The 25,079-nt window shown below is 64.1% G+C and carries 24 protein-coding genes and 1 pseudogene; 6 read left to right on the top strand and 19 right to left on the bottom strand.

Annotated elements, in window-relative coordinates; all coding sequences use genetic code 11:
• Positions 1–87 precede the first annotated feature (87 nt).
• Positions 88–1,089, bottom strand: a complete 1,002-nt coding sequence (locus FME97_RS07310; RefSeq protein WP_141428621.1) for a DUF4837 family protein — start codon at positions 1,087–1,089, stop codon at positions 88–90.
• 175 nt (positions 1,090–1,264) lie between these two features.
• Between FME97_RS07310 and FME97_RS07315 the strand changes: the two genes are divergently transcribed.
• The gene (locus tag FME97_RS07315; RefSeq protein WP_141428623.1) at positions 1,265–1,837 is read left to right on the top strand and encodes a polysaccharide deacetylase family protein; all 573 of its coding nucleotides are present in this window, start codon (positions 1,265–1,267) and stop codon (positions 1,835–1,837) included.
• Positions 1,838–1,942: 105 nt separating this feature from the next.
• Positions 1,943–2,509 carry an elongation factor P gene (gene efp / locus FME97_RS07320; protein WP_141428625.1) on the top strand — a complete coding sequence of 189 codons (567 nt, stop codon included), beginning with the start codon at positions 1,943–1,945 and terminating at the stop codon, positions 2,507–2,509.
• Positions 2,510–2,687: 178 nt separating this feature from the next.
• On the opposite strand, the gene argH is transcribed toward efp, so the two are convergent.
• The 9 genes from argH to FME97_RS07365 form a co-directional block, all read right to left on the bottom strand.
• On the bottom strand, positions 2,688–4,001 hold the full coding sequence (gene argH, locus FME97_RS07325; RefSeq protein WP_141428627.1) for an argininosuccinate lyase: 1,314 nt from the start codon (positions 3,999–4,001) through the stop codon (positions 2,688–2,690).
• Entirely contained in the window at positions 3,998–5,059 is a 1,062-nt protein-coding gene (locus FME97_RS07330; protein ID WP_141429987.1) for a M20 family metallo-hydrolase, read from the bottom strand. The genes argH and FME97_RS07330 overlap by 4 nt, the downstream gene beginning before the upstream one ends.
• Positions 5,060–5,130: 71 nt before the next feature.
• Complete coding sequence (gene argB, locus FME97_RS07335; RefSeq protein ID WP_141428629.1) at positions 5,131–5,901, bottom strand: acetylglutamate kinase; 771 nt, start codon at positions 5,899–5,901, stop codon at positions 5,131–5,133.
• Entirely contained in the window at positions 5,898–6,854 is a 957-nt protein-coding gene (locus tag FME97_RS07340; protein WP_141428631.1) for a Rossmann-fold NAD(P)-binding domain-containing protein, read from the bottom strand. Before FME97_RS07340 ends, argB begins: the two co-directional genes overlap by 4 nt.
• A 21-nt stretch (positions 6,855–6,875) precedes the next feature.
• The gene (locus FME97_RS07345) at positions 6,876–8,000 is read right to left on the bottom strand and encodes an aspartate aminotransferase family protein (RefSeq protein ID WP_141428633.1); all 1,125 of its coding nucleotides are present in this window, start codon (positions 7,998–8,000) and stop codon (positions 6,876–6,878) included.
• Between the two features lie 40 nt (positions 8,001–8,040).
• A complete protein-coding gene (gene argC / locus FME97_RS07350; RefSeq protein WP_141428634.1) occupies positions 8,041–9,003 on the bottom strand; it encodes an N-acetyl-gamma-glutamyl-phosphate reductase in 963 nt (320 codons plus the stop codon).
• Positions 9,000–10,205, bottom strand: a complete 1,206-nt coding sequence (gene argG / locus FME97_RS07355; RefSeq protein ID WP_141428636.1) for an argininosuccinate synthase — start codon at positions 10,203–10,205, stop codon at positions 9,000–9,002. Before argG ends, argC begins: the two co-directional genes overlap by 4 nt.
• A gap of 192 nt (positions 10,206–10,397) precedes the next feature.
• Entirely contained in the window at positions 10,398–11,018 is a 621-nt protein-coding gene (locus tag FME97_RS07360; RefSeq protein ID WP_141428637.1) for a GNAT family N-acetyltransferase, read from the bottom strand.
• Between the two features lie 34 nt (positions 11,019–11,052).
• Complete coding sequence (locus FME97_RS07365) at positions 11,053–13,257, bottom strand: RelA/SpoT family protein (protein ID WP_141428639.1); 2,205 nt, start codon at positions 13,255–13,257, stop codon at positions 11,053–11,055.
• Between the two features lie 81 nt (positions 13,258–13,338).
• On the opposite strand from FME97_RS07365, the gene trhA reads away from it, so the two are divergent.
• On the top strand, positions 13,339–13,995 hold the full coding sequence (trhA, locus tag FME97_RS07370; protein WP_141428641.1) for a PAQR family membrane homeostasis protein TrhA: 657 nt from the start codon (positions 13,339–13,341) through the stop codon (positions 13,993–13,995).
• On the opposite strand, the gene FME97_RS07375 is transcribed toward trhA, so the two are convergent.
• The 9 genes and pseudogenes from FME97_RS07375 to leuS form a co-directional block, all read right to left on the bottom strand.
• Positions 13,992–14,765 carry a class I SAM-dependent methyltransferase gene (locus FME97_RS07375; protein ID WP_141428643.1) on the bottom strand — a complete coding sequence of 258 codons (774 nt, stop codon included), beginning with the start codon at positions 14,763–14,765 and terminating at the stop codon, positions 13,992–13,994. The genes trhA and FME97_RS07375 overlap by 4 nt on opposite strands.
• Complete coding sequence (xseB, locus tag FME97_RS07380) at positions 14,762–14,953, bottom strand: exodeoxyribonuclease VII small subunit (RefSeq protein ID WP_141428644.1); 192 nt, start codon at positions 14,951–14,953, stop codon at positions 14,762–14,764. The genes FME97_RS07375 and xseB overlap by 4 nt, the downstream gene beginning before the upstream one ends.
• Positions 14,935–16,194: an exodeoxyribonuclease VII large subunit gene (xseA, locus tag FME97_RS07385; protein WP_141428646.1), complete on the bottom strand. Its 1,260-nt coding sequence runs from the start codon at positions 16,192–16,194 to the stop codon at positions 14,935–14,937. Before xseA ends, xseB begins: the two co-directional genes overlap by 19 nt.
• A 2-nt stretch (positions 16,195–16,196) precedes the next feature.
• Positions 16,197–17,102, bottom strand: a complete 906-nt coding sequence (gene menA / locus FME97_RS07390; protein WP_141428648.1) for a 1,4-dihydroxy-2-naphthoate octaprenyltransferase — start codon at positions 17,100–17,102, stop codon at positions 16,197–16,199.
• Between the two features lie 33 nt (positions 17,103–17,135).
• Entirely contained in the window at positions 17,136–17,678 is a 543-nt protein-coding gene (locus FME97_RS07395; protein ID WP_141428650.1) for a TonB-dependent receptor plug domain-containing protein, read from the bottom strand.
• 113 nt (positions 17,679–17,791) lie between these two features.
• Positions 17,792–18,079, bottom strand: a pseudogene (locus FME97_RS12560) (MGMT family protein); the annotation flags it as partial.
• Positions 18,080–18,089: 10 nt separating this feature from the next.
• The gene (gene prfA, locus FME97_RS07405; protein WP_141428654.1) at positions 18,090–19,175 is read right to left on the bottom strand and encodes a peptide chain release factor 1; all 1,086 of its coding nucleotides are present in this window, start codon (positions 19,173–19,175) and stop codon (positions 18,090–18,092) included.
• Positions 19,176–19,299: 124 nt separating this feature from the next.
• Positions 19,300–20,202 carry an alpha/beta hydrolase gene (locus tag FME97_RS07410; protein WP_141428655.1) on the bottom strand — a complete coding sequence of 301 codons (903 nt, stop codon included), beginning with the start codon at positions 20,200–20,202 and terminating at the stop codon, positions 19,300–19,302.
• Between the two features lie 134 nt (positions 20,203–20,336).
• A complete protein-coding gene (gene leuS, locus FME97_RS07415; protein ID WP_141428657.1) occupies positions 20,337–23,093 on the bottom strand; it encodes a leucine--tRNA ligase in 2,757 nt (918 codons plus the stop codon).
• 300 nt (positions 23,094–23,393) lie between these two features.
• Here leuS and FME97_RS07420 point away from each other — a divergent pair, with 300 nt between their 5' ends.
• The 3 genes from FME97_RS07420 to rpsG all read left to right on the top strand — a co-directional run bounded on the left by FME97_RS07420 (position 23,394) and on the right by rpsG (position 25,074).
• A complete protein-coding gene (locus tag FME97_RS07420) occupies positions 23,394–23,885 on the top strand; it encodes a Dps family protein (RefSeq protein WP_141428659.1) in 492 nt (163 codons plus the stop codon).
• A gap of 290 nt (positions 23,886–24,175) precedes the next feature.
• Positions 24,176–24,556 carry a 30S ribosomal protein S12 gene (rpsL, locus tag FME97_RS07425; RefSeq protein ID WP_026318484.1) on the top strand — a complete coding sequence of 127 codons (381 nt, stop codon included), beginning with the start codon at positions 24,176–24,178 and terminating at the stop codon, positions 24,554–24,556.
• Between the two features lie 41 nt (positions 24,557–24,597).
• Positions 24,598–25,074: a 30S ribosomal protein S7 gene (gene rpsG / locus FME97_RS07430; RefSeq protein WP_087263382.1), complete on the top strand. Its 477-nt coding sequence runs from the start codon at positions 24,598–24,600 to the stop codon at positions 25,072–25,074.
• Positions 25,075–25,079 lie beyond the last annotated feature (5 nt).

The raw sequence follows: 25,079 nt of genomic DNA on the forward strand, positions 1-25,079 counted from the left end.
GGGGTCTTCGGGGTTTCTTCCGGAGCGCCGCACGGCCCGGGGCGGCGCCCCTTCCGGACGCAGGGGGCGCTGCGCCTTTCCGGACCGCTACTTCTCCGTCTCGGGGAAAGTCACGGTGTAGAGCAGGTGTTCGACGCCGCGCACGAAGTTGCGTTTGTGGAGCTTGGGCGAATAGACGTAGCAGTCGAGCGTGAAGACGCGGTTCGTGGCCGTGTCCACGGTCGTGTAGCTGACGAACGGACCTCCCATGAAATCGTTCTTCACGTCCCAGAAGCCGCGCAGCTCGCACCAGAGACGGCCTTCGAGGCGGAACATCCTGTAGGCCGGGGGGATGACTTCGGAGGTGGTCATCCAGGAGCCGTCCGACGGACCCGGAATTCGGGCCGCGTACTTGTTGCGGGCGGCGAGCAGCGCCTCGGGGGCGAGCGATTCGGGTCCCTCGTAGGGGTAGGAGCAGATGAAGAAACCCTGGCTTGCGGCCGGATACTCGTAGCGCGCCCAGAGGAAGTCGTCCTCCTGCTTGGCCAGCACGTAGCCCTTCGGGACTTTGATTCCGACGCCGAACGTCTTGCGCACGGCGGCGTCGATGCCCGTGTTGTAGAACTTCGAATTGGCCTCCACGGCACGGTCCCGTTCGGCCTGTTCGAGGGCGTGCACGAGGTTTTCGCGGTTCTTCGAGATGTACTCCACGAGCGAGCGGTCGTCGGGACCCGCCGTCGTCAGGACGATCTGCGGCCGGGCCGTCACGTCGTATTCCACGCCTGTCGTCACTTCCGGGAGCGAGGGGTCGATCCGGATCTTGAGGATGTTCCGGTGGTCGGCCACGAGACCCGTGAATCCGCGCTCCTGCACGCGCAGCACGTCGAAGAGCGGTTCGGTCTGGTTGAGATAGGGAACCGGGGCCGTGAGCACGGCGCGCAGCGTGTCGCCCACCTCGCCCGTCCACTCCTGCTGCGGGCAGACCACGATCAGCTCGTAGGGCTTGCCCTGCGACGCCTTTTTCGAATCGGTCAGGGTATTGACGGCCTTGCAGCCGGCCGCCGTCGCCGCGATGAGCGCGGTCAGGATGATGCGGGAGAGTGCTTTCATTTCGATCGGTATTGCTCCCCGCGGAGACGGCGTCCGACGCCGGAAAATGTCGTGCGGCCGCTCTCTCGGGGGAAGTTATTCACAAATATAACCATATTTTTTCGCATTTGGCGCGGATTTTCCCTATTTTTGCTCCGGTATGCGTTTGAAGCCACCGAAAATAATCCGGCGTCTGATGCCGGACCTGATCTGGGAGATCGCCGACGAGGAGGGGGTTTTCCTCACCTTCGACGACGGACCGACGCCCGGTGTCACGGAGTGGATTCTCTCGACGCTGGACAAGTATGATGCCAAAGCCACCTTCTTCGTGCTGGGCAAGAACGTCGAGATGTATCCCGACCTCTACCGGCGGATTCTCGACGCCGGGCACAAGGTGGGCAACCACACCTATTCGCATCAGAAGGGATGGGGCATGAGCCTGGAACGTTACACGGAGGACGTGGATTTCGCCAACGATCTGATTCACAGCGAACTGTTCCGGCCTCCCTATGCGCGCATCACCCCGGCGCAGGCCCGTCTGCTGGGGCAGCGTTACAAACTGGTCATGTGGGACATCATTTCGCGCGACTACAACCGCAAACTCTCGCCGAGGACCTGCCTGCGGAACGTCACGAAGTACCTCGCCCCGGGGGCCATCGTCGTGTTCCACGACAGCGAGAAGGCTTTCCGCAACATGCGTTACGCCCTGCCCCGCACGCTGGAGAAGATTCGTCAGATGGGGCTCACGTGCAAGGCGATAGAGCTTTGAGCGTTCCGGACGGCGGCCGGAATGCGGGTGCGGAGAAAAATAGGAATATTGCTTTTTTTTTGCTAACTTCGCCCCCGCGAAATTCAATATCAAAAACAATACGTTATGGCAACTACCGCAGACATCAAGATCGGCATGTGCATCGAGCTGGACGGCAAGACCTTTCAGATCGTCGATTTCCAGCATGTGAAACCGGGCAAGGGCCCCGCTTTCGTTCGCACGAAACTCAAGAACCTCGAGAACGGCCGCGTGCTGGACAACACCTTCTCGGCCGGCGTGAAGATCGAGCCCGTGCGTGTCGAGCGCCGTCCCTACCAGTTCACCTACGAGGACGATCTGGGCATGCACTTCATGCATACGGAGACCTTCGAGGAGATCAACATCGACAAGAACCTGATAAACAACTACGACCTGATGGCCGACGGCCAGATCGTCGAGGTCATGTTCCACACCGAGAAGGAGACCGTGCTTTCGGCCGAACTGCCCCCGATCGTGGACATGGAGGTGACCTACACCGAGCCGGGCGTCAAGGGCGACACCGCTTCGACCAACTCGCTCAAGCCCGCGACGGTCAATACGGGGGCCACGATCCGCGTGCCGCTGTTCATCAACACGGGCGACAAGATCCGCGTCGATACCCGTACGCGCGAATACTACGAGCGCATCAAGTAGGCATCGCCGCTGCCGGCCGGGCGCATGGCCCGGACCCGGACCGATTCACCCCGGACGAAGATACGGAAACGTGTCCCGTCCGGGGTTTTTCGTATGCTGCGGAGGAGAATGGCCGCAGAGTGTGCGGCGCAGGTGTGCGGAGAGCGAGCCGCGGAGTGTGCGGTCTCCGCTCCCCGGGTTACAGGCCCGGGGTTTCGAACTCCTTCATCACGCGTTCCATCTTGCGGCGGATTTCGGCCGTGCAGAGGTTGCCGATGCTTCCCTCGTGGGTGTGATGCACCTCGCGCGTGGGACTGTATTCGCCCCGCTGGACGGCCATGCCCACCTGCCGGTAGGCCTCGCGGAACGGCACGCCCTGCAATACCAGCCGGTTCACGTCCTCGACGGTGAACAGGTAGTCGTATTTCCGGTCGTCGAGGATGTGCCCGTTCACCCGCAGGTGGGCGAGCATGAAGTCGCACATGCCGAGCGTCCGCCGGATCTCGTCCGTGGCCGGGAAGAGGATGTCCTTCAGGAGCTGTAGGTCGCGGTGGTATCCCGCGGGGAGGTTCGTCGTCAGCAGGGCGATCTCGTTGGGCAGCGCCTGGAGACGGTTGCAGCGGCCCCGCATGATCTCGAAGACGTCGGGATTCTTCTTGTGGGGCATGATGCTCGACCCGGTGGTCAGCTCGTCGGGCAGCGACACGAACCCGAAATTCTGGCTCATGAAGAGACAGAGGTCCATCGCCATGCGGCCGACCGTCGCCGCGACGGCCGCGATGGCCGCCGCCGCCGCCCGTTCGCTCTTGCCGCGGCTCATCTGGGCCGCCACGACGTTGTAGTGCAGCTCCTCGAAACCCATGAGGCGCGTGGTCATCGTGCGGTCGAGCGGGAACGACGAGCCGTAGCCGGCAGCCGATCCCAGCGGATTCTGGTTGGCTATGTGCCACGCCGCGGCGAGCAGCCGCATGTCGTCCACGAGCGTTTCGGCGTAGGCCCCGAACCAGAGCCCGAACGACGAGGGCATGGCGATCTGGAGGTGGGTGTAGCCCGGCATCAGCACCTCCTTGTGGCGTTCGCTCAGCTCCTGCAGCCGGTCGAAGAGCGTGCGCACCGCACCGGCGATCTGCCGCAGTTCGTCGCGCAGGAACAGTTTGAGGTCCACCAGCACCTGATCGTTGCGCGAGCGTCCCGAGTGGATCTTCTTGCCTGCGTCGCCGAGCCTCCGCGTGAGCATCAGCTCCACCTCGGAGTGCACGTCTTCCGTGCCGGGTTCGATCTCGAAGCGTCCGGCCTCGATTTCGGCGGCGATCTCCCGCAGTCCCGCGGTCAGCGTCTCCAGCTCCTCGCGGGTCAGCAGGCCGATCTTCTCGAGCATGGCGATATGCGCCAGCGACCCTTCGACGTCGTAGCGCGCCAGCCGCATGTCCAGCTCGCGGTCCTGTCCCACGGTGTACTCCTCGATCATTCTGTCCGGCTCGAAGCCCTTGTCCCAAAGTTTCGTACTGCTCATAGTTCCGATGCTAATTTTTCGATGTAGGTTTCATAGACGGCGATCCCTTCGGCGATCTCCGAAAGGCACACGTATTCGTCGGCCGTGTGCGACCGTTCCGATTCGCCCGGGCCCATCTTGAGCGCCGGGAAGGGCATCAGCGTCCGGTCCGAAGTCGTGGGCGAGACGAATGTCCGGCGTCCGGCGGCGCGGGCGGCGCGCATGAGCGGATGGTCGTCCGCGACGGCCGCGGCGCGGATGCGCGTCGAGCGGGGCACGGCTTCCGAACGGATCGCGCGGCGGAGGATTTCGACCGTCTCCTCGTTCGTGTAGGCGTCCGTCGTGCGGATGTCGGCGACGAAGCGGCAGACGTCGGGCACGACGTTGTGCTGCGTGCCCGCCTCGATCTGCGTGACGGCGATTCCGACGGGCCCCAGCAGCGCCGACTCCCGCTCGAAGCGGAATGTCCGCAGGCGGGCGATGTCGTCGAGCGCGATGTAGAGGGCGTTGATCCCCTCGTTGCGGGCCGCATGGCCGCTCCGGCCGCGGGCCGTGCAGTCGAGCACCACGAGGCCCCGTTCTCCCGCGGCGGCCTGCATGCCGGTCGGTTCGCCCACCAGCGCCATGTCGATCGGTCCCAGCACGGGCAGCAGGGCGCGGATGCCGCGCTCGCCCATGCACTCCTCCTCGGCCGTGAGGGCCAGTACGAGGTTGAAGGGCAGCGGCCGCGAGCGGAAGGCGAGGAACGTCTCGGCGAGCGCGACGACCGAGGCCCCGGCGTCGTTGCTGCCCAGGCCGTACAGCCGGTCACCTTCGACGGCCGGATCGTACGGATCGCGCGTGTAAGAAGCCGCGGGCCGCACCGTGTCGTGGTGCGAGTTCAGCAGCAGCGTCGGCCGCGCGGGGTCGAATCCGGCGGAACGGGCCCATACGTTGTTGTGGAGCCGTTCGGGAGCCGCACCGCGCTCCGCGAGGAAGGCGTGGAGCAGGTCGCCCGTGCGCGCCTCGTCGCGCGAGACGGAGGGCGTGGCGACGAGCCGCCGGAGCAGTCCGACGGCCTCTTCGGTTCTCGTATCCATCATTCTCTTCGTTCTGTTTTCCGGCTGTTCCCCGGGTCGGTCCGGCCGCAGGGCGGCCGCGTTCGGCCCGGTCAGCGTATCGTCGTGCCCGAGTCGTCGGCGAGGCGTTCGGCGCTGCGTATCGTGACGCTCCGCACGCCCTTTTCGACGGCCCGGAGGGCGTTTTCGATCTTCGGGATCATCCCTTTCGACACCGTGCCGTCGGCCTTGAGCGGGGGATAGGTCGCGGCGGTGATCTCGCGGATTACGGAGCCCTCGTCCTCCGCGTCGCGCAGCACGCCGCGCTTCTCGAAGCAGTATATGAGATCGGTCGGCGCGAGGCGTGCGGCGCCCAGCGCCACGGCCGAGGCCACGCTGTCGGCATTGCAGTTGAGCAGCGTACCCCGCCCGTCGTGCATGATGGCCGGGAAGACGGGCACGAGGCCCGCGTCGAGCAGCCGCCCGAGCAGCTTGTGATCGACCCGCTCGATGTCGCCCACGAAACCGAAATCGACCGGTTCCGGTGCGCGGCGGCGGGCCGTCACGATGTTGCCGTCGGCGCCCGACAGTCCGATGGCGTTGCATCCGGCGGCCTGAAGTCCCGCGACGATCTGTTTGTTCACCAGCCCGGCGTAGACCATCGTCACCACGTCGAGCATTCCCTTGTCGGTGATGCGGCGTCCTTCGACCATCCGCACCTCCAGCTCCAGCCGCTCGGCCAGCCGCGTGGCCAGCTTGCCTCCGCCGTGCACCAGGATCTTCGCGCCGGGCAGGGCGGCGAACTCGCCGAGAAACCGTTTGAGGGCCGCCGCGTCGTCTATGACGTTGCCGCCGATCTTCACGACCGTGATCCGTTCCGTCATTGCAGTCCCTCCAGCAGCCGTTTGAGTACCACCTGCGCCGAGATTTCGCGGTTCGCCGCCTCGGGGATGACCAGCGAGCGGGGCGATTCGATCACCGAGTCGGTGACGATCATGTTGCGCCGCACGGGCAGGCAGTGCATGAAGAAGGCGTCGTTCGTCAGAGCCATCTTCTCGTCGTCCACCGTCCACGAACGGTCGCGCGAGAGCACCTTCCCGTAGTTGGGGTCGGCCCATGCGGCCCAGTTCTTGGCATAGACGAAGTCGGCGCCTTCGAGGGCCTTGCGCTGGTCGTACTCGACGCGGGCGCGGCCCACGAACTCCGGGGCGAGCTCGTAGCCCTCGGGATGGGTGATGACGAAGTCGTAGTCCGCGGCGTTCATCCACTCGGCGAAGGAGTTGGGCACGGCCTGCGGCAGGGCGTTGGGATGCGGCGCCCAGGTCATCACGACCTTCGGGCGCTCGACGCGCCTGTGCTCCTCGATGGTGATCAGATCGGCGAAGCTCTGCAACGGGTGGCGCGTGGCGGCCTCCATCGAGAAGACCGGACGGCCCGAGTGGCGGATGAACTGTTCGAGTATGCGCTCCTCGTAGTCCTCGGCCTTGTCGCGGAAGCGGGCGAAGGAGCGCACGCCGATCACGTCGCAGTAGGAGCCCATGACAGGGATGGCTTCGAGCAGGTGTTCGGCCTTGTCGCCGTCCATCACCACGCCGCGCTCGGTTTCGAGTTTCCAGGCCCCCTGGGTGACGTCGAGGACCATGACGTTCATGCCCAGGTTCATCGCCGCCTTCTGGGTCGAGAGCCGCGTGCGGAGGCTCGAATTGAAGAAGAGCATCAGCAGCGTGCGGTTGCGGCCCAGACCCGTGAACTGGAAGCGGTCGCGCTTGATCTCCAGCGCTTCGGCGACGGCTTCGCGCAGGTCGCCTATGTCTTGTACGCAGGTAAATTTCTTCATGGTTTTCTTCTGTTTTCTGGGTTATCCGACGATCCCGCGGAACGATTCGAGGAAACGGTCGGCCAGCTCGCGCGTGAGGCAGAGGGCCGGAAGCAGCCGGACGGTCGAGGCGCCCGCTCCGCCCGTGAAGACGTGCCGCTCGAAGAGCAGCCGCCGGCGCAGTTCGGCCCCCGGACCGTCGGTTTCGATGCCGATCATCAGGCCGCGGCCCCGGACTTCGCGGAGCGTCGTGAACCGCCGCAGCTCGCCGAGCAGGTATTCGCCCACCGCGGCGGCGTTTTCCACGAGCCGTTCGCGTTCGATCGTGTCCAGCACGGCGATCGCCGCGGCACAGGCGAGGTGGTTGCCGCCGAAGGTGGTGCCCAGCAGACCCGGCCGCGCCTCGAAGTGGGGCGCGATGAGCACGCCGCCGATCGGGAAGCCGTTGCCCATGCCTTTGGCCGTGGTGATGAGATCGGGGCGGATGCCGGCGTGCTGGTGGGCGAAGAAGCGTCCCGTGCGGCCGTAGCCCGACTGGATTTCGTCCAGGATGAGCTGCGTGCCCGTTTCGGTCGCCGCCTCGCGCAGGGCGCGCAGGAAGTCGTCCGTCGGGCAGTGGATGCCCGCGACGCCCTGGATTCCTTCGACGATCACGGCGGCGAATTCTCGCGTCGAGAGTTTCTCGCGCACGGCGCCGATGTCGTTCAGCGGCGCGAACTCCACGTTCGGCGTGCGGTTGAACGGCGCCGCGATCGCGGGGTTGTCCGTGGCGGCCACGGCGCCCGCCGTGCGGCCGTGGAACGCCTTCGTGAAGGAGAGCACCTTCGCGCGTCCCGTGTGGAACGAGGCGAGCTTGAGTGCGTTCTCATTGGCTTCGGCCCCCGAGTTGCAGAGGAAGAGGCTGTAATCGGCATAGCCCGATATGCGTCCCAGCTTCTCGGCCAGACGGGTCTGGAGCGGGTTTTCCACCGAATTGGAGTAGAAGCCCAGACGCGCGACCTGCTCCGAGACGGCCCGCACGTAGTCCGGGTGGGCATGGCCGATCGAGATCACGGCGTGTCCGCCGTAGAGGTCGAGGTACTCCGTGCCGGCCGTATCATAGACGAAACAGCCCCGGCCGCGTACCGGTTCGACGGGGTAGAGGGAATATACGTTGAAAAGTTCCATGTGTTTCCGTTCGTTTTTCGCCGCCGGGGCGGCTTGGGTTTCAGAATGCGGAGGCTTTGAGCCGCAGCCCCTCCCGCTCGTCCAGTCCGAACAGCAGGTTCATGTTCTCCACGGCCTGTCCCGAGGCGCCCTTGAGCAGGTTGTCGATCGCCGAGACGACGTGCAGCTTGTCGCCGTGGCGGGCCACCTGCAGCAGCGCCTTGTTCGTATTGACGACCTGCTTGAGGTCCACGCCGCGTTCCGTGACGTGCGTGAAGGGGGCCGTTGCGTAGTAGCCGGCGTAGAGCTTCCGCACGTCGGCCTCCTCCAGCGTGCACCGCGTATAGACGCTGGCGAGAATGCCCCGCGCGAAGTCGCCGCGCATCGGCACGAAGTCGATTTCGGCGTCGAACGCCGGTTCGATCCGCCGCAGGTTGCGGCCGATCTCCAGCAGGTGCTGGTGCGTGAAGGCCTTGTAAACCGAGAGGTTCGCCGTGCGCCAACTGAAGTGGGTCGTGGCCGAGGGTTTCACCCCGGCGCCCGTCGATCCCGTCACGGCCGTCACGTGCACCTCGTCGCGCAGCAGCCCCGCGGCGGCCAGCGGCAGCAGTGCCAGTTGGATGGCCGTGGCGAAGCATCCCGGGTTGGCGATGCGCCGCGCCGTGCGGATGCGGTCGCGCTGCCACTCCGGCAGTCCGTAGACGAAGCCTTCGCTCTCGTCGCGGAAATCCTGCGCCAGGTCGATGATCCGCACGCCGGCCGGAACGTCGTGCGCCGCGAGCCACTTGCGGCTCTCTCCGTGAGCCGAGCAGAGGAACAGGACGTCGATCGCCCCGAGGTCGAAGCCGTCGCAGAAACACATGTCCGTGTCGCCTTCCAGCCCTCCGTGGACCTCCGAGAGGCGGTTGCCCGCGTTCGAGGTGCTGTGCACGAAGACGATTTCGGCCTGCGGGTGATTGACCAGAAGGCGGATGAGTTCGCCGGCGGTGTAGCCGGCGCCTCCGATGATGCCGGCGCGTATCATTTCCCGTTGCGCTTCTGGACGTTGTGGTAGATCTTGATCTGGTTGCCGAGAATCTTCGTGAAGCCCTTCACGTCGTCGGCCGTCCACGCCTTGTTCACTTCGCCGTATTCGCCGAAATCGGTCTTCATCAGGTCGAACGGGGACTCCACGCCCACGAGCGTGTAGTTGCGCGGCCGCAGGATCAGTTCCACCGTACCCGTGACGTTGCGCTGCGACGAGCGGAGCATCGCCTCGATGTCGCGCATGACGGGCTCGAGGTACTGCGCCTCGTGGAGGAACATGCCGTACCACGTGCCCACCTGGTCCTTCCAGTAGAGCTGCCATTTGGTGAGCGTGTGCTTCTCGAGCATCTTGTGCGCGGCGATGATGAGCATGGGGGCGGCGGCCTCGAAGCCCACGCGGCCCTTGATGCCGATGATCGTGTCGCCGATGTGCATGTCGCGGCCGATGCCGTAGCGCGAGCCGATCGCCTCTACGGCGCGGATGGCCTCCACCTTATCGGCGTAGGGTTTGCCGTTCACCGCGGCGATCTCGCCCCGGTCGAACGCGATCGTGAGCCGCTCCTCGCCCTCGGCCTCGATCTGGCTCGGATAGGCCTCCTCGGGGAGCGTCTGCTCCGAATGCAGGGTCTCCTTGCCGCCGATCGACGTGCCCCACAACCCCTTGTTGATCGAGTACTCCATCTTCTTGAAGTCGGCCGTGAAGCCGTGACGGCGCAGGTATTCGATTTCGTATTCGCGCGTCAGGGTCATGTCGCGCGTCGGGGTGATGATCTCGATCTCGGGGGCGAGAATCTGGAACGTCAGGTCGAAGCGCACCTGGTCGTTGCCTGCGCCGGTCGAGCCGTGGGCCACGGCGTCCGCGCCGATCCGCTTGGCGTACTCGATGATGGCGATGGCCTGGAAGATGCGCTCCGAGCTGACCGAAATGGGATAGGTCCCGTTGCGCAGCACGTTGCCGAAGATCATGTAGCGGATGCTCTTCTCGTAGTACTCCTGTTCGATGTCGAGCGTGGCGTGCTCCCTGGCGCCGAGCTCTTCGGCGCGCTGCGCGATCTTTTCGAGTTCGGCCTTCGAGAAGCCGCCCGTGTTGGCGATCGCCGTGTAGACGTCGTATCCCTTCTCCTCCGAGAGGTATTTCACGCAAAACGAGGTGTCCAGCCCGCCGCTGAACGCCAGAACCACTTTTTTCTTGGTTTCCATGATATTGTCTTTGTTGTTGTTCGCGTTAGTTCGCCGGAGTGCAAATCCTCCGGCCGTTGTCGCGGCCTGTGGCCGCGTTTGCAAGTCCGACCCCATCCCAAACCCCTCCTTCGGGAGGGGCCTGTCGCGACGCACCCGAAATGATTCCGGGAATGACCGCCTGCCGATCGGCCGGTTGCCGTACTTTGGCTTTTACTTCAGATGAAACAGTTTTTTTACCTTGTTCCGGAAAAACATCTTGTAGGGCGCCAGCCGCGACTGCTTCCGGGGCGGTTCCTTCGCCGGGTCGTACAACATGCCCGTGCAGAGGCACATGCGCCGGTGGTTGCGCTGCAAAATATCGTAGTTGCAGCATCCCTGGCATCCCTGCCAGAACTCCTCGTCCTCGGTCAGCTCCGAAAAGGTGACCGGTACGTATCCCATACGCGAGTTGAGCTTCATGACCGGAAGCGACGTGGTGATACTGAATAACTTGGCATAGGGGAATCGTCGTCGGGCCAGCTCGAAGGTTCGTCGTTTGATCTGTTCCGCGAGTCCCATGTGCCGGTACTCGGGGTCCACGATCAGTCCCGAGGTGGCGACGAAGTCGCCGTGACCCCAGCACTCGATATAGCTGAACCCGACCAGTTTTTCCCCGTCCAGCGCCACGACGGCCTTGCCACCGGTCATTTTCGCGGCGATATACTCGGGCGACCGCTTGGCGATGCCCGTACCCCGCTGCAGTGCCGACTCGTAGATCAGTTCGCAGATACGCGGAGCGTAGTGCGCATGAGTCGGGTCGGCAAAAACGACGCTGATTGTGCTGTTATCCATTTATCGTTTGTGGGTGAATGAAAAAAGTTGTGTGTCAGTTGATGCGGTAGGCCCGCTGCACGCCCTTGATGCGCATGATGTGGTGCACGAGCGTGTCCACGACGCCCGCGCCGGGCACTTCGACGGCCACCGTGCCCGCGAGGCAGCCGTTCGGCGCCGCGGCGAAGTTGATCGAGCGGATGTTGAGCTTCAGGTCGCGGCTGATGGCCTCCGTGATGTGGTTGGCCATGCCCGTCGTGTCGGCCGCCACGATGCGGATCATGACGCGGAACGCCCCTTCGGCCGACTGCCGCCAGCGCGCCTCGACGACGCGGTAGGGGTAGTTCTCGCGCATCCGCCGGGCGTTGGGGCAGTCCGTGCGGTGGATCGTGATGCCCGAATTGATCGTCACGAAACCGAAAACCTCGTCGCCCTTGATCGGGTTGCAGCATCGGGCCAGCTTGTACTGTATCTTCGAGATGTCGTCGTCGATCACCAGCGCGTCCTGCGAGGCGGCGGGCGGCTCCTTCGCGCCCTGCTGCGCGGCCTTCTGGCGTTCGATCTCGGCCGCCGCGGCGCGCCGCTGCTCCTCGGCCTCGCCCGAGAGGTGGCGCGAAAGGAGCTCCTTGATCGTCCCGAAGTCGAGCTTCTGCGTGGCGATCAGGGCGTAAACCTCCGTGCCCGTGCGCACCTTGAAGTGGCGGGCGAGGTAGCCCACCGCCTCGTCGATCGTCAGCGGGAGTTTCCAGTTCTTGAGTTTGCGTTCCAGCTCCTCGCGCCCCATGCGCGTATGTTTGGCCTGCTCCTCGCGCAGGAAGCTCTTGATCTTGTTGCGCGCCTTCGCCGTGACGACGAACGCGAGCCAGTCGGCCTTGGGCGTCTGGTTCTTCTGCGTCAGGATCTCCACGATGTCGCCGTTGCGCAGCGGTTCGCGGATCGACACGGCGCGGTTGTTCACCTTGCCGCCCGAGCAGGTCGAGCCCAGATTGGTGTGGATGTCGAAGGCGAAGTCGAGCAGCGTGGCCCCTTCGGGCAGCTTGCGCAGGTCGCCGTTGGGGGTGAAGACGAAGATCTCGCCCGAGGCGGGTTTTGCGTCGAAACGCTGCGCCAGCGAGTGCGTCGTGTCCTCCATCAGTTCGCGCAGGCGGCCGAGCCACTGTTCGCTGGTCTGCGCTCCCTGTCCCACGCCCTTGTAGCGCCAGTGCGCGGCGATGCCCCGCTCGGCCACGGCGTCCATGCGCTCGGTGCGGATCTGCACCTCGACCCAGCGGCCTTCGGCCGACACGGTGGTGTGCAGCGACTCGTAGCCGTTCGACTTGGGGATCGAAATCCAGTCGCGCATGCGGTTGGGATTGGGCGTGTAGAAGTCCGTCACGACGGAGTAAACCGTCCAGCAGAGCCGCTTCTCCTCCTCGTGCGGGCAGTCGATGATGATGCGGATGGCGAAGATGTCGTAGACGCCCTCGAAGGGCACGTGCTGCTTGTGCATCTTCGACCAGATCGAGAAGATCGACTTCGTGCGGCTCTTGACGTGGTATTTCATGCCGAGGCGGTCGAGCCGCTCGGTGATCGGCACGAGGAAGCGGGCGATGAAGGCGCGGCGCTCCTCGGCGCTCTCCTCGAGTTTCGTGATGATGTGCTCGTAGTCCTTCGGTTCGAGGTATTTGAGGGCGATGTCCTCCAGCTCGCTCTTGATTTCGTAGAGACCCAGCTTGTGGGCGATCTGGGCGTAGAGGTTCATCGACTCCCAGCTCTTCTTGCGCCATTTCTCGTGCGGGAAGATGCCGAGCGAGCGCATCACCTCGAGGCGGTCGGCCAGTTTGATGAGGATTACGCGCGGGTCCTCGGAGTAGCTGACGATCAGGTCGCGGAAGTTGTCGGCCTGCTCCTTCGAGGTCTTCAGCTTCAGCTCCGAGATGTTCGCCAGCCCCATCGTGATGCCCACGACCTGTTCTCCGAAACGGTTCCGGATCTCTTCGGTGAGTGCGAGGAATTCGTCTGCCGGGCGCTCCTTGTGCGCCAGCCGCACGACGTCGTGCAGGATGGACGAGACGGCGGAGTTGCGTCCGAGGCCCACTTCCGAAATGACGATCGACGCCACGGCGGCGGCGTGGTCGAGCATCGGCGCCCCGTCGTAACGGCACACGCCGGCGAGCTTCCCGTCGGCATACTCCAGCGCCTCGTCCACAAGGCGCTGCGTCGTCTCCGAGAAGTTCGCGCGCACGAGCGCGCGCAGATTTTCGTAGCGTGAGAAATCCATTGAACCCAACCTCTTAACCTTGTTGGCAAAGATATGAAAAAATTTTTATAAATTTGGCACACAGAACCAATCCGTTGTCCCGTGGAGAAGAAAAAAGCGGTTTACGTCCCTACCGCAGGCGAGGAGATCGCCAACGTATTGTCGCACGGCGTCATGGCGCTCGCGATGCTCGCGGCCCTTCCGTTCGCCGCCGTATGGGCCTACACGCACGATCCGGAGGGGGTGCGGGCGGCCTTCTCGGTTTCGGTCTTCGTGATCTCTGTTTTCCTGATGTTTCTCGTCTCGACGCTTTACCACGCGATGCGTCCCGCCTCGCGTCACAAGGAGGTGTTCCACGTGCTCGACCATATCTTCATCTACGTGGCCATCGCCGGAAGCTATACGCCCGTCGCGCTTTCGGTCATCGGCGGCTGGCAGGGGCTTCTCATCGCCGGACTGCAATGGGCGATGGTGGTGTTCGGCATCTTCTACAAGTCGCTGTCGCACCGTTCGATTCCGGCCGTCAGCCTCACGATCTACCTGGTGATGGGGTGGGCCATTCTCCTTTTCCTTCCGCTGTTCGTCCGCCGCGCTTCGACGGAGCTGCTGGCGCTCATCGCCCTCGGCGGCGTGCTCTATACGCTCGGGGCGGGGATCTATGCCTGCAAGGGGTTCCGCTATCACCATCTGGTGTGGCATCTGCTGATCGACCTGGCGGTGGCGGCCCACTTCACGGGAATCGTTTTCTTTCTCGGTTAGTGCTTGTACACCACGTAGATGTGGTCGTCCGGCAGGGCGTAGAGCCTGCGTTCCTCTTCGGGAAGCGAGGCGGCGTAGTCGATGTCCGCGGCCTCGAATCCCGCTTCGCGCAGCCGGTCGGTATAGTCCGCGCCGTAGATGCGCCGGTGGTCGTACTGGCCGAAGATGCGCGTGCGCTCGTCGGGATCGGTGATCGAATCGTCTTCGAAGGTGCGTTCGTAATCGCGTTCCACGGGCGAGAGGACGATGCCCCACCCGCCGGGGCGCAGGATGCGGTGCAGCTCGCGCAGGGCGCGGCGGTCGTCGGCCACGTGTTCCAGCAGGTGGTTGCAGAGGACGACGTCCACCGAATTGTCGGCGAGCGGAATCCGCTGCACGTCGAAATGCAGGTCCGCGAGCGGGCTTTCGAGATCGGCCGTGACGTACCTGCCGGGCCGGGCCGCGAAGTGGGGTTTCAGGTGGCGCATGATGCAGACCTCCGGGGCGATGTGCAGCGTGCGGGGGTGGCTTTTCAGCAGGTCGGTCTCGCGGGTCAGATAGAGCCATAGCAGCCGGTGGCGCTCCAGCGAGAGACAGCGGGGGCAGAGTGCGTTGGGGCGCGGCCGCACATAGCCGTAGGGGAGGAATTTCCGGTATTTCGCGCCGCAGACGGGGCACTCGGCGCCCCGGCCCCGGTAGAACAGCCCGGCCACGGGCACGGCCCATCCCGCGATCCGTTGCAGCACGGGGCGCGGGATGTGGTTGAGGGCCCAGCGGATCACCTTTTTCATGACTCCAGCACCTTGTTCACCTTTTCCTCGGCTTTGCGCAGGCGCGCCTTGCACGAGGCGATCAGCTCCGTGGCGCGTTTGACTTCGGCCGCGAGGCCGTCCACGTCCATCTCCTCGCTGCGCAGGCGGGCGAGAATCTTCTCGATCTCGGCCATCGCCTCGGTGTAGGTCAGCTCTTTTTTTGCCATATCTTCGTGTTTTTTACCGTCGCTTCGATCGTCCCGTCCGCCACTTCGATCCGCAGCGCGTCGCCCGGGCCGACGCCGCCGGCCGACACGACGGCCCTGCCGCCGCTGCGGACCACGGCGAAGCCCAGCCGCAGGATCCGCTCGGGCGAGCGTCCGGCGACGAGTTCCGCGGCGTTGTCGAGCCGCAGAAGCTGCCGGGCGAGAAAGCCGCGGGCGGCTTCGGGCAGTGTCGCCGCGAGGTGTTCCAGCCGGACCGTCTGCCGGGCGAGCCGCGTTCCGCTCGTCTGCCGCAGCTCGCCGCGGAGGCGTTCGAGCCGCACCTCCGACGCGTGCAGCAGGGCTGTCGTCGCGTCGTGGAGTTGCAGGGCGGCGACGTCGAGCCGTCCGTCGGCCCCGGCCATCCGTTCGACGAGCCACCCGGCCACGGCCGTCGGGGTCTTGAGCGCCGTATGGGCCACCATGTCCGCCACGCTGGTGTCCTTGTCGTGGCCGATACCCGTCGCCACGGGCAGCGGGAACTGCGCGATATGGGAGCAGAGACGGTAGGCGTTGAAGCAGTTCAGGTCGCTGCGCGAGCCGCCGCCGCGGATCAGCACGACGGCGTCGAACTCCTCCTGCCGTGCGGCGACGGCGCAGAGGGCCTCCACGATCGACTCCTCGGCGGCCGCACCCTGCATGAAGGCGTCGAAGAGCGTCAGAGCGAACCGGTAGGGGCTTTTGTCCAGCTCCTTGCAGAAGTCCTGGTAGCCTGCGGCGTTGGCGCTCGACACCACGGCCACGCGCTGCACGACGGCCGGAAGCGGTGTCTCGCGGTTCATGTCCCAGACCCCGTCGCGCTGCAACTGCGCGATGGTCCGCTGCCGCTGCCGTTCCATGTCACCCAGCGTGTAGGAAGGGTCCATGTCGGTGATCTGTAACGAGAAACCGTATATTTCGTGGTAGGTGACCAGCACGCGGGCGAGAATCTGAATGCCCGCTTCGAGCCGCTGCCCCGTCTCGGCTTCGAAGTAACCCGCGATGCGGGGGTAGTGGCTGCGCCAGATGACGGCGCGGGCCTGCGCCGTGGGCACGCCGTTGTCGCCGCCCTTCTCCACGAGTTCGAGGTAGCAGTGGCCCGAACGGTTGATCTTGATCTCCGAAATCTCGGCGCTGACCCATACGGGCAGCGCGAAGCGCTCCTCGAGGGTCTGCCTGACGAGCCGTTGCAGCTCGCGGAGGGTGATATGCCGTTCTTCCGCCATGGTCAGCCGAGCAGGATGCCGATTGTGAGCGATGCTCCGAAGAGGAGGATGTTGCGCGCCGTCTCGCCCAGGCAGACGTTCAGCTCCTCGCCGTGGTCGATGCGCACCATCTTGCGCCACGTGGCCGTGTGCGCCGCGGCGTAGAGGAGCGGCAGCAGGGCCGCCCACGTGCGGCCCGCGGCGAGCAGCGTGAGACAGAGGGCTGCGGGAACCAGTCCCAGCAGCAGGTAGCCCCAGCGGCCGACGGCGGCGCAGGTGAGGACGACGATCGTGCGCTTGCCGCAGCGGGCGTCTTCCTCGCGGTCGCGGAAGTTGTTGAGCATGAGCATCGTGTCGATCACCAATCCGCAGGCCAGCGCGACGAGTGTGACCTCCGCCGTCCACTGTCCGGTCTGCACGTAGTAGGTGAACCCGACGGGAATCAGTCCGAAGAAGAGCACGACGGCCGCATCGCCCAGCCCGTGATAGGCCAGCGGCCACGGGCCGGCGGTGTAGAAGTAGGCGAAGACGACGCAAGCCAGCCCCACGGCGACGAGCTCCCAGCCTCCGTAGGGCAGCCTTCCGTGCGTGAGGCAGAGAATGCCCGCACCCGCCGCGCAGGCCGCGAGAGTAAAACCCGCGATGCCCGCCTTCATGGCCGGCAGGGTGATATAGCCTTTGGCGAAGGCCCGGTCGGGACCGAGACGGTCGGGACGGTCGGCCCCTTTGAGGAAGTCCCAGAGGTCGTTCACCAGATTGGCCGTGCATTGCATCAGCAGGGCGAACGCGAGGCAGAGCGCGGCCGGTCCCGGACGGAAACCGCCGTCGGTCCAGGCCATCGCCGAGGCGACGAGGACGAGGATGACCGAGTTGCCCAGGCTGTACGGGCGGACGGCCAGAATCCAGGCCGATAGGGAGTTCGTTCTCATGCGGAATCGTTGTTTCTTCGTTTTTAGGGCGGCCTACCGGAACACCAGCTCCGCCTGTCGGGGGATGCGCTTGCCTTCGGGAAGCTGGATGCGCAGCACTCCTTCGCTTTCGACGGGCACGCCGTTCTTGCGGGCCGGCTGCCAGAGCGGCGCCTCTCCGAGCGCCTTCAGCACGCGCCGCCGGAGTCGTTTGTCAGTTACCTCCAGCTCCTGATCGACGACCGTGCGCCCCTCGGGGGTGATCTTGTAGCGCAGCACGACGCGTGCCGCGGGTTCGTCGTCGGGCCACTCGACGCGCCGGGCGATGTAACGCCCGAAGGTCGAGTCGGAGGGGAACACCGCGGGACTGTCGTAGCGGAGCGTGACGAGAAGCACCCCGTTCGACGCGCGGAGGCCGTAGCGGGCGATGGTCTCCTCGTCGGCCGGAAGCGTTTCGACCCGCTCGATGTCCTCGGGCGGAATCGAGGCGATCTCCTCCGTCTCCCGGCCGTTCACGATGTAGAGCGGCTTTTGCGCCGCGGCCGGCAGGAGGGCGGAGCCGAGAAGCGCGAACAGGGTGAGTGCGTATCTTTTCATGGTCGTTCGTTTTCGGCAGAACGGGTGCGGAGGGGCGAATATTGCCCTGCACGGGTGTTCCCGCTCCGTCGTCGGGGTTTCTCTCTTTCGCCGGACAGTCCGCTCAGCGCATCCCATCCCGAACGGGCGAGGTCGGCGCATCCGTTGGGGCGGAACCGGACGCCCTCGGCTTCGAGCAGCGTCCGCTGGGCGTCCCACCCGGGAGCCGTGCGGCCCGCGGCGTTCACCACGCGGTGGCAGGGAACGCCCTCCGGGGCGGCCGCCAGCACATGCCCCACATGGCGGGCGTAGCCGGGCATTCCCACGAGCCGTGCGATCTGTCCGTAGGTCGCCACGCAGCCACGGGGAATCTGCGCGACGACGGCGCGGACCTCGGCGGCGAAACGGTCGGGAAGAGCCATCGCCCGGGAGTCAGAGTTCGCTCTCCTTCAGGCGCTCGGCGTTCTCGGCCACGATCAGGTGGTCGATGCAGTCCTGGATGTCGCCGTCCATGAAGGCCGCGAGGTTGTAGATCGTATAGTTGATGCGGTGGTCCGTGATGCGTCCCTGCGGGTAGTTGTAGGTGCGGATCTTGGCCGAGCGGTCGCCCGTCGAGACCATCGTCTTGCGCTTCGAGGCGATTTCGTCGAGGTATTTCGAGTATTCGAGGTTGAAGACGCGCGTGCGCAGCTCCTCGAATGCCTTGTCGAAGTTCTTGAGCTGCGACTTCTGGTCCTGGCACTGTACGACGATTCCCGTCGGGATGTGCGTCAGGCGGATGGCCGAGTAGGTCGTATTGACCGACTGCCCGCCCGGTCCCGAGGCGCAGAAGATGTCCTTGCGGATGTCGTTCATCGAGATCTCGACGTCGAACTCCTCGGCTTCGGGCAGCACGGCCACCGATGCGGCCGAGGTGTGCACGCGGCCCTGCGTCTCGGTCTGCGGCACGCGCTGCACGCGGTGCACGCCCGATTCGTACTTGAGCGTTCCGTAGACGTTCTGTCCCGTGACCTTCATCACCACCTCCTTGTAGCCGCCCGCGGCGCCCTCCGAGGAGGAGGTGATTTCGTAGCGCCATCCCTTCGATTCGATGTATTTGGCGTACATGCGCAGCAGGTCGCCGGCGAAGATCGCCGCCTCGTCGCCGCCTGTGCCGCCGCGTATCTCCACGATGGCGTTCTTCGAGTCCTGCGGGTCCTTCGGGATGAGCAGCAGTTTGATCTGCTCCTCCAGTTGTGCGATCTGCGGCTCCAGCTCCGCGATCATCTCGCGGGCCATTTCGCGCATCTCCTCGTCCTTGTCGTTGGCGAACGTATCCTTCGCCTCGGCGAGGTTGGCGACCGCCGTGCGGTAGCGCTCCGAGGTCTCGATGATCGGTTCGAGCTCCTTGTACTCCTTGGTGAGCTGGACGAACTGCTTGACGTCGGCGATCACCTCCGGGTCGGTGAGTTTCTGTCCGGTCTCCTCGTATTTGAGTTTCAAACCGTCGAGACGGTTCAGGATGGTGTTGTCTGCCATAGCCTTCGATTTTGCGGCAAGAGGGGCGCGCGTCCGGTTAGACCGGCGGCGGCTCCCGTTGCGGGTCGTTTATTTGCGCAAAGATAGGCAATATTCGGCAAACGGCAATGCCCCGTTCCGCTTTTCAGCGGCGGCGCTCCCCGTCCGGGACGGCGCAGAGGCGGTCGAGCCAGTCGAGCACGGCGCGCTGCCATGTCTCCCGGTAGGGGAAGGAGCCGAGCAGGCCCCAGCCGTGTCCGCCCGAGGGGTAGATGTGCAGCGAGGCCCCGATGCCGTGCCGTTTCAGGGCGTCGTAGTAGGCCGTGCTGTTTGAGGGCGGGACGGTCGCGTCGTCGTCGGAGTGGAACAGCAGCGCGGGAGGGGTTTCGGCGGTGACCTGCCGCGATGGCGACCAGGCCGCCGCGACGGCGGCATCCGTGCGCCGGCCGCCCAGCAGGCGGTCGAAGGTGATCCGGCAGCCGGGCGACTCCCCGTCCCCGGTCACGGGGTAGAAGAGGATCGAAAAGGCGGGTTTGAACGTGCCCAGCGTCGAGACGGCCGCCGCGAGGTGACCGCCGGCCGAAAAACCGGCGATTCCCACGCGGTCCGCGGTGTAGCCCGTGGCGCCCGCTTCGAGCCCTGCCATGATGCGCAGCGCCTGCACGGCGTCTTCGAGCGGCACTTCGGGATGGCCTTCCGGCAGACGGTATTTGAGCACGGCGGCCGTGACGCCGTTGGCGGCGAACCACCGGGCCGCGTCGTACCCTTCGTAGTCCATGCAGAGCTTCATGTATCCGCCGCCGGGGCAGATCACCACGGCCAGCCCCCGGTCGCGGACGCTGTCGGCCGGAAATACGTAAAGCTCGGCAGCCGAGACGTTCTCGATCCGGTCCGGTTCGGGCTCCCGCTCGGGGGAGGCGATGCCGTTCGAGTGGGGAGCCGTGCGGTTGTCCCAGATTTTGAGCACCGCGGCTTCGCCGTGCCGCTGTGCGGCGGCCGAGGCGGTGAAGAGCAGCGATGCGGCGAGCAGTGCGAGGATGCGTTTCATGGGGATATGCGTTTTCGGGCGGGATTCCGTGAACGGACCGTCCGGCAGATCGGACCGCACCTCCTTCGTCTCCGCCGCACGGCGGAGTCCCGGGGCCGGAAAATTTGCCGGACGGTCTGGCGTGCGTGGACGGGTCAGATGACGATGTTGATGATCTTGCCCGGCACGACGATCACCTTTTTCGGCGTGCGGCCCTCGATCCATTTCTGTGCCTCGGGGGCGGCGACGACGTCGGCCTGGATTTCGGCCGGGGTCATCGACGCGGCGTACTCCTTTTTGAAGCGGAGTTTGCCGTTGATCGAAACGGGGTATTCGAAGGCGTTTTGCTTCAGGTACTTCTCGTCGCAGACGGGATAGGCGGCGTCGCAGACCGAGCCGGCGTTGCCCAGCCGCGACCAGAGTTCCTCGGCGATGTGCGGCGCGAAGGGCGCGATGAGCACCGTGAGGGGTTCGAGCACCTCGCGCTTGGAGCAGTCGCCCAGCTCGTTGAGGCAGATCATGAAGGCCGCGACGGAGGTGTTGAACGAGAAGTTCTCGATGTCGTCGGTCACCTTGCGGATCGTCTTGTGCAGCGTGCGCAGCTCCTTTTCGGTCGCCGCGTCGCCGGTCACGGCCAGTTTCCCGTCGCGGTCGAAGAACAGCCTCCAGAAGCGGCGCAGGAATTTGTGCACGCCGTCGATGCCGTTCGTGTCCCAGGGCTTCGACTGTTCGAGCGGCCCGAGGAACATTTCGTACATGCGCAGCGTGTCGGCGCCGTAGTTCTCCACGATGTAGTCGGGATTCACGACGTTGTACATGGATTTCGACATTTTCTCGACGGCCCAGCCGCAGACGTATCTGCCGTCTTCGAGGATGAACTCCGCGTCCCGGAAGTCGGGCATCCAGCGGCGGAAGGCCTCCTGGTCCAGGATGTCGTTCTTCACGATGTTCACGTCCACGTGGATCTCCTGCGTCTCGTATTGCTCCTTGAGCCCGAACGATACGAACTTGTTGGTCCCCACGACGCGATAGACGAAGTTCGAACGGCCCTGGATCATGCCCTGATTGACGAGTTTGCGGAACGGTTCCGGCTCGCAGACGTATCCCAGGTCGTAGAGGAACATGTTCCAGAAACGCGAATACATGAGGTGGCCCGTGGCGTGCTCGATGCCGCCGACGTAGAGATCGACGCTGCGCCAGTATTCGTCGGCCTCCCTGCCGACGAGCGCCTCGTCGTTGTGCGGGTCCATGTAGCGCAGGTAGTAGGCCGACGAGCCGGCGAACCCGGGCATCGTCGAGAGCTCGTAGGGATACCCGTCGGGGGTGTGCCACTCCTTCGCGCGGGCCAGCGGCGGTTCGCCCTCGGCCGTGGGTCCGAAATCCTCGATCGGGGGCAGCTCGAGCGGCAGCGCGTCTTCCGCGAGCGGACGGGCCACGTCGTCCCTGTAATAGATCGGGAACGGCTCGCCCCAGTAGCGCTGGCGCGAGAAGATGGCGTCGCGCAGCCGGTAATTGACCAGGCGTTTGCCCAGACCGCGCCGCTCCACCTCGTCGAACATCAGCGCGATGGCCTCCTTGACCTCCTTGCCGTCGAGGAATCCCGAGTTGATCATCCGGCCGGCCTTGGCGTCGTAGGACTCCTTCTCGACGTCGCCGCCTTCGACCACCGGGATCACCTCCAGCCCGAAGTGGCGCGCGAAGGCCCAGTCGCGCGAGTCGTGCGCCGGGACGGCCATGATGGCCCCCGTGCCGTAACCGGCCAGCACGTAGTCCGAGACGTAGATCGGAATGGCCTTCCCGGTGAAGGGATTCACCGCGCAGGAGCCCGTCGCCACGCCGCTCACGCGCCGCGTCTCGGCGATGCGCTCGCGTTCCGAGCGCTTCCGCGCTTCGGCGATGTACCGTTCGACGGCGTCCCGGTTTTCGGGCGTGGTGAGCTCGCCGACCCACTCGTGTTCGGGGGCGATGACCATGAACGTCACGCCGAAGATCGTGTCGGGACGCGTGGTGAAGATTTCGAGCTTGCGGTCCGAACCCTGGATGTCGAAGAAGACCTGCGCGCCGACCGAACGGCCGATCCAGTTGCGCTGGATCTCCTTGAGCGAGTCGCTCCATTCGAGCCCCTCCAGCCCGTCGAGCATCCGCTGGGCGTAGGCCGTCACGCGGAGCAGCCATTGCTTCATGCGCTTCTGTTCCACGGGATAGCCTCCGCGCACCGACAGTCCGTCGCGCACCTCGTCGTTGGCCAGCACCGTGCCCAGCTTCGGACACCAGTTCACCATCGTGTCGGCTCGGTAGGCCAGACGGTAGTTTTGCAGCACCTGCTCGCGCCGCACCTCGTCCCAGGCGTTCCACTCCGCGGCCGTGAAACGCATTTCGGTCGTGCAGGCGACGTTCAGCCCCTCGGTCCCCGATGCGGCGAAGGCGGCCTTCAGCTCCTCGATCGGACGCGCCTGCTGCCTGTCGTTGCAGTAGTAGGAGGCGAACATTTTGAGGAAGGCCCACTGCGTCCACTTGTAGTATTTCGGATCGCACGTGCGCACCTCGCGGTCCCAGTCGAACGAGAAGCCGATCTTGTCGAGCTGCTCGCGGTAGCGGGCGATGTTGCGCTCGGTCGTCACGGCCGGGTGCTGTCCCGTCTGGATGGCGTACTGCTCGGCCGGAAGACCGAATGCGTCGTAACCCATCGGGTGCAGGACGTTGAACCCCTTGAGACGTTTGTAGCGCGAATAGATATCCGAGGCGATGTAGCCCAGCGGATGCCCGACGTGCAGGCCCGCCCCCGAAGGATAGGGAAACATGTCGAGGACGTAGAATTTGGGCCGCGAGGGGTCTGTTTCGACGCGGTAGGTCTTGTTCTCTCTCCAGCGCTGCTGCCACCGGGATTCGATCTCCTTGAAATTGTACTCCATATCTGGTTTCGATTTATTGCCGAATTTCCCGCAAAATTAAGGAAAACTTTTCGGATTCCGCGCCGGAAACCTCCCGTTTTTCCGGTTTGCCGCACGTGCCGCTGTCCGGCCCGGCCGGGAAAAGGCGGCCTTTCCGGATGCTCCGGCGCGGTATTTGCTCCCCGTTCGCTCCGGATATAGGCTTAACCTATTGGCATATAAAAAATAAAGATTTGACAAGCCGGAATATTAGTATTATCTTTGCCTATGAAAATTAGAAATAATATTTATAAAATTTATTAACCAATACCGATTACGATTATGAAAACAATGGATTTTTTGCATCTCGATGCATCCGCGGCCAAGGGTGTGGCCGCTTCGCTGAAGCAGCTTCTGGCCGACTATCAGATTTTCTATTCGAACCTGCGCGGACTGCACTGGAACATCAAGGGACACGGCTTCTTCGTGCTGCACGCCAAATTCGAGGAACTGTATGACGACGTTTCCGAAAAGGCCGACGAACTGGCCGAGCGGATCCTGATGCTCGGGGAGGTTCCCGAGAACCGGTTCAGCGAGTACCTGCGGTCGGCCCGTCTGAAGGAGGTCTCGGGCATCTCGTGCTCGGACGAGGCGGTGAAGCTGGTGCTGGAGAGTTACGGCCACCTGATCGGCGAGGAGCGCAAGTTGCTCGCGCAGGCTTCGGAGGCCGGAGACGAGGGAACCGCAGCCCTGATGAGCGACTACCTGAGGGAGCAGGAAAAGCTGGTCTGGATGCTGGTGGCCTCCTCCGAGTGCGGCTGCGAAAAGAAGTGATCCGCAGCGGATTGCCCTGTCGGGCCGGAGCCTTTCGGAAGGCTCCGGCCTTTTTTTTGCCTGTGCGGGTCAATGCTTTGGAATCGAGCCCGTTACGGTTTTATGTATAATGATTTGTTTATATGTTTTTCAAAATTATAAATAAAAAGAATCGGAAGCGGCGCGAAAACCCGTGAAAACGCGAAAAAAGAGCCGCATATATATTGTATTTCCAAAAAATTGCGTACCTTTGCAGTCCATTTTGGACAATGGAAATAGATTTTTTAACAACTTAAAGGACAGTTTAAGAAATGCCAACTATTCAACAGTTAGTGAGAAACGGTCGAGTGAGCATGGAGGACAAGTCGAAGTCCCCGGCACTCGCAGCGTGTCCCCAGCGTCGCGGCGTTTGTACCCGTGTGTACACGACGACCCCGAAGAAGCCTAACTCGGCTATGCGTAAGGTGGCGCGTGTTCGTCTGACCAACGGCAAGGAGGTCAATGCCTACATCCCCGGCGAGGGCCACAACCTGCAGGAGCACTCGATCGTGCTCGTCCGCGGCGGCCGTGTGAAGGACCTCCCCGGCGTGCGTTATCACCTCGTGCGCGGCGCGCTCGACTCGGCCGGCGTGGACGGTCGCCGTCAGCGTCGTTCGAAGTACGGCGCCAAGCGTCCCAAGGCGGGCAAATAGTCAATCGAGAACCATTTAACAAGAAGCACATTTAAATAGCAATGAGAAAAGCTAAGCCAAAGAAGCGAATTCTACTTCCGGATCCGAAGTTCGGAGACGTGGCCGTGACCCGTTTCGTGAACAACCTTATGCTGGATGGTAAGAAGAGTATTGCCTACACGATTTTCTACGACTCGCTCGAGATCGTGGGCAAGAAGATGAAGGATGCTGATAAATCTCCGCTGGAAATCTGGAAACAGGCCCTCGAGAACATCACTCCTCAGGTCGAAGTGAAGTCGAAGCGTATCGGTGGCGCCACCTTCCAGGTTCCTATGGAGGTTCGTCCGGAGCGCAAGATTTCTATTTCCATGAAGAACCTTGTCCTCTATTCCCGCAAGCGCGCCGGCAAGACGATGGCTGATAAGCTCGCAGCAGAGATCGTGGACGCCTACAACCAGCAGGGTGCCGCCTTCAAGCGCAAGGAGGAGATGCACCGCATGGCCGAGGCCAACAAGGCATTCGCACACTTCAGATTCTAAAACAG

Source organism: Alistipes dispar (assembly GCF_006542685.1).
Taxonomy (GTDB): Bacteria; Bacteroidota; Bacteroidia; order Bacteroidales; family Rikenellaceae; genus Alistipes; species Alistipes dispar.

Excerpts from the sequence above, each read along its gene's own strand:
- FME97_RS07310 (WP_141428621.1), bottom strand. The coding sequence starts at position 1,089 with ATGAAAGCACTCTCCCGCATCATCCTGACCGCGCTCATCGCGGCGACG.
- FME97_RS07315 (WP_141428623.1), top strand. The coding sequence starts at position 1,265 with ATGCCGGACCTGATCTGGGAGATCGCCGACGAGGAGGGGGTTTTCCTC.
- efp (WP_141428625.1), top strand. The coding sequence starts at position 1,943 with ATGGCAACTACCGCAGACATCAAGATCGGCATGTGCATCGAGCTGGAC.
- argH (WP_141428627.1), bottom strand. The coding sequence starts at position 4,001 with ATGAGCAGTACGAAACTTTGGGACAAGGGCTTCGAGCCGGACAGAATG.
- FME97_RS07330 (WP_141429987.1), bottom strand. The coding sequence starts at position 5,059 with ATGGATACGAGAACCGAAGAGGCCGTCGGACTGCTCCGGCGGCTCGTC.
- argB (WP_141428629.1), bottom strand. The coding sequence starts at position 5,901 with ATGACGGAACGGATCACGGTCGTGAAGATCGGCGGCAACGTCATAGAC.
- FME97_RS07340 (WP_141428631.1), bottom strand. The coding sequence starts at position 6,854 with ATGAAGAAATTTACCTGCGTACAAGACATAGGCGACCTGCGCGAAGCC.
- FME97_RS07345 (WP_141428633.1), bottom strand. The coding sequence starts at position 8,000 with ATGGAACTTTTCAACGTATATTCCCTCTACCCCGTCGAACCGGTACGC.
- argC (WP_141428634.1), bottom strand. The coding sequence starts at position 9,003 with ATGATACGCGCCGGCATCATCGGAGGCGCCGGCTACACCGCCGGCGAA.
- argG (WP_141428636.1), bottom strand. The coding sequence starts at position 10,205 with ATGGAAACCAAGAAAAAAGTGGTTCTGGCGTTCAGCGGCGGGCTGGAC.
- FME97_RS07360 (WP_141428637.1), bottom strand. The coding sequence starts at position 11,018 with ATGGATAACAGCACAATCAGCGTCGTTTTTGCCGACCCGACTCATGCG.
- FME97_RS07365 (WP_141428639.1), bottom strand. The coding sequence starts at position 13,257 with ATGGATTTCTCACGCTACGAAAATCTGCGCGCGCTCGTGCGCGCGAAC.
- FME97_RS07375 (WP_141428643.1), bottom strand. The coding sequence starts at position 14,765 with ATGAAAAAGGTGATCCGCTGGGCCCTCAACCACATCCCGCGCCCCGTG.
- xseB (WP_141428644.1), bottom strand. The coding sequence starts at position 14,953 with ATGGCAAAAAAAGAGCTGACCTACACCGAGGCGATGGCCGAGATCGAG.
- xseA (WP_141428646.1), bottom strand. The coding sequence starts at position 16,194 with ATGGCGGAAGAACGGCATATCACCCTCCGCGAGCTGCAACGGCTCGTC.
- menA (WP_141428648.1), bottom strand. The coding sequence starts at position 17,102 with ATGAGAACGAACTCCCTATCGGCCTGGATTCTGGCCGTCCGCCCGTAC.
- FME97_RS07395 (WP_141428650.1), bottom strand. The coding sequence starts at position 17,678 with ATGAAAAGATACGCACTCACCCTGTTCGCGCTTCTCGGCTCCGCCCTC.
- prfA (WP_141428654.1), bottom strand. The coding sequence starts at position 19,175 with ATGGCAGACAACACCATCCTGAACCGTCTCGACGGTTTGAAACTCAAA.
- FME97_RS07410 (WP_141428655.1), bottom strand. The coding sequence starts at position 20,202 with ATGAAACGCATCCTCGCACTGCTCGCCGCATCGCTGCTCTTCACCGCC.
- leuS (WP_141428657.1), bottom strand. The coding sequence starts at position 23,093 with ATGGAGTACAATTTCAAGGAGATCGAATCCCGGTGGCAGCAGCGCTGG.
- FME97_RS07420 (WP_141428659.1), top strand. The coding sequence starts at position 23,394 with ATGAAAACAATGGATTTTTTGCATCTCGATGCATCCGCGGCCAAGGGT.
- rpsL (WP_026318484.1), top strand. The coding sequence starts at position 24,176 with ATGCCAACTATTCAACAGTTAGTGAGAAACGGTCGAGTGAGCATGGAG.
- rpsG (WP_087263382.1), top strand. The coding sequence starts at position 24,598 with ATGAGAAAAGCTAAGCCAAAGAAGCGAATTCTACTTCCGGATCCGAAG.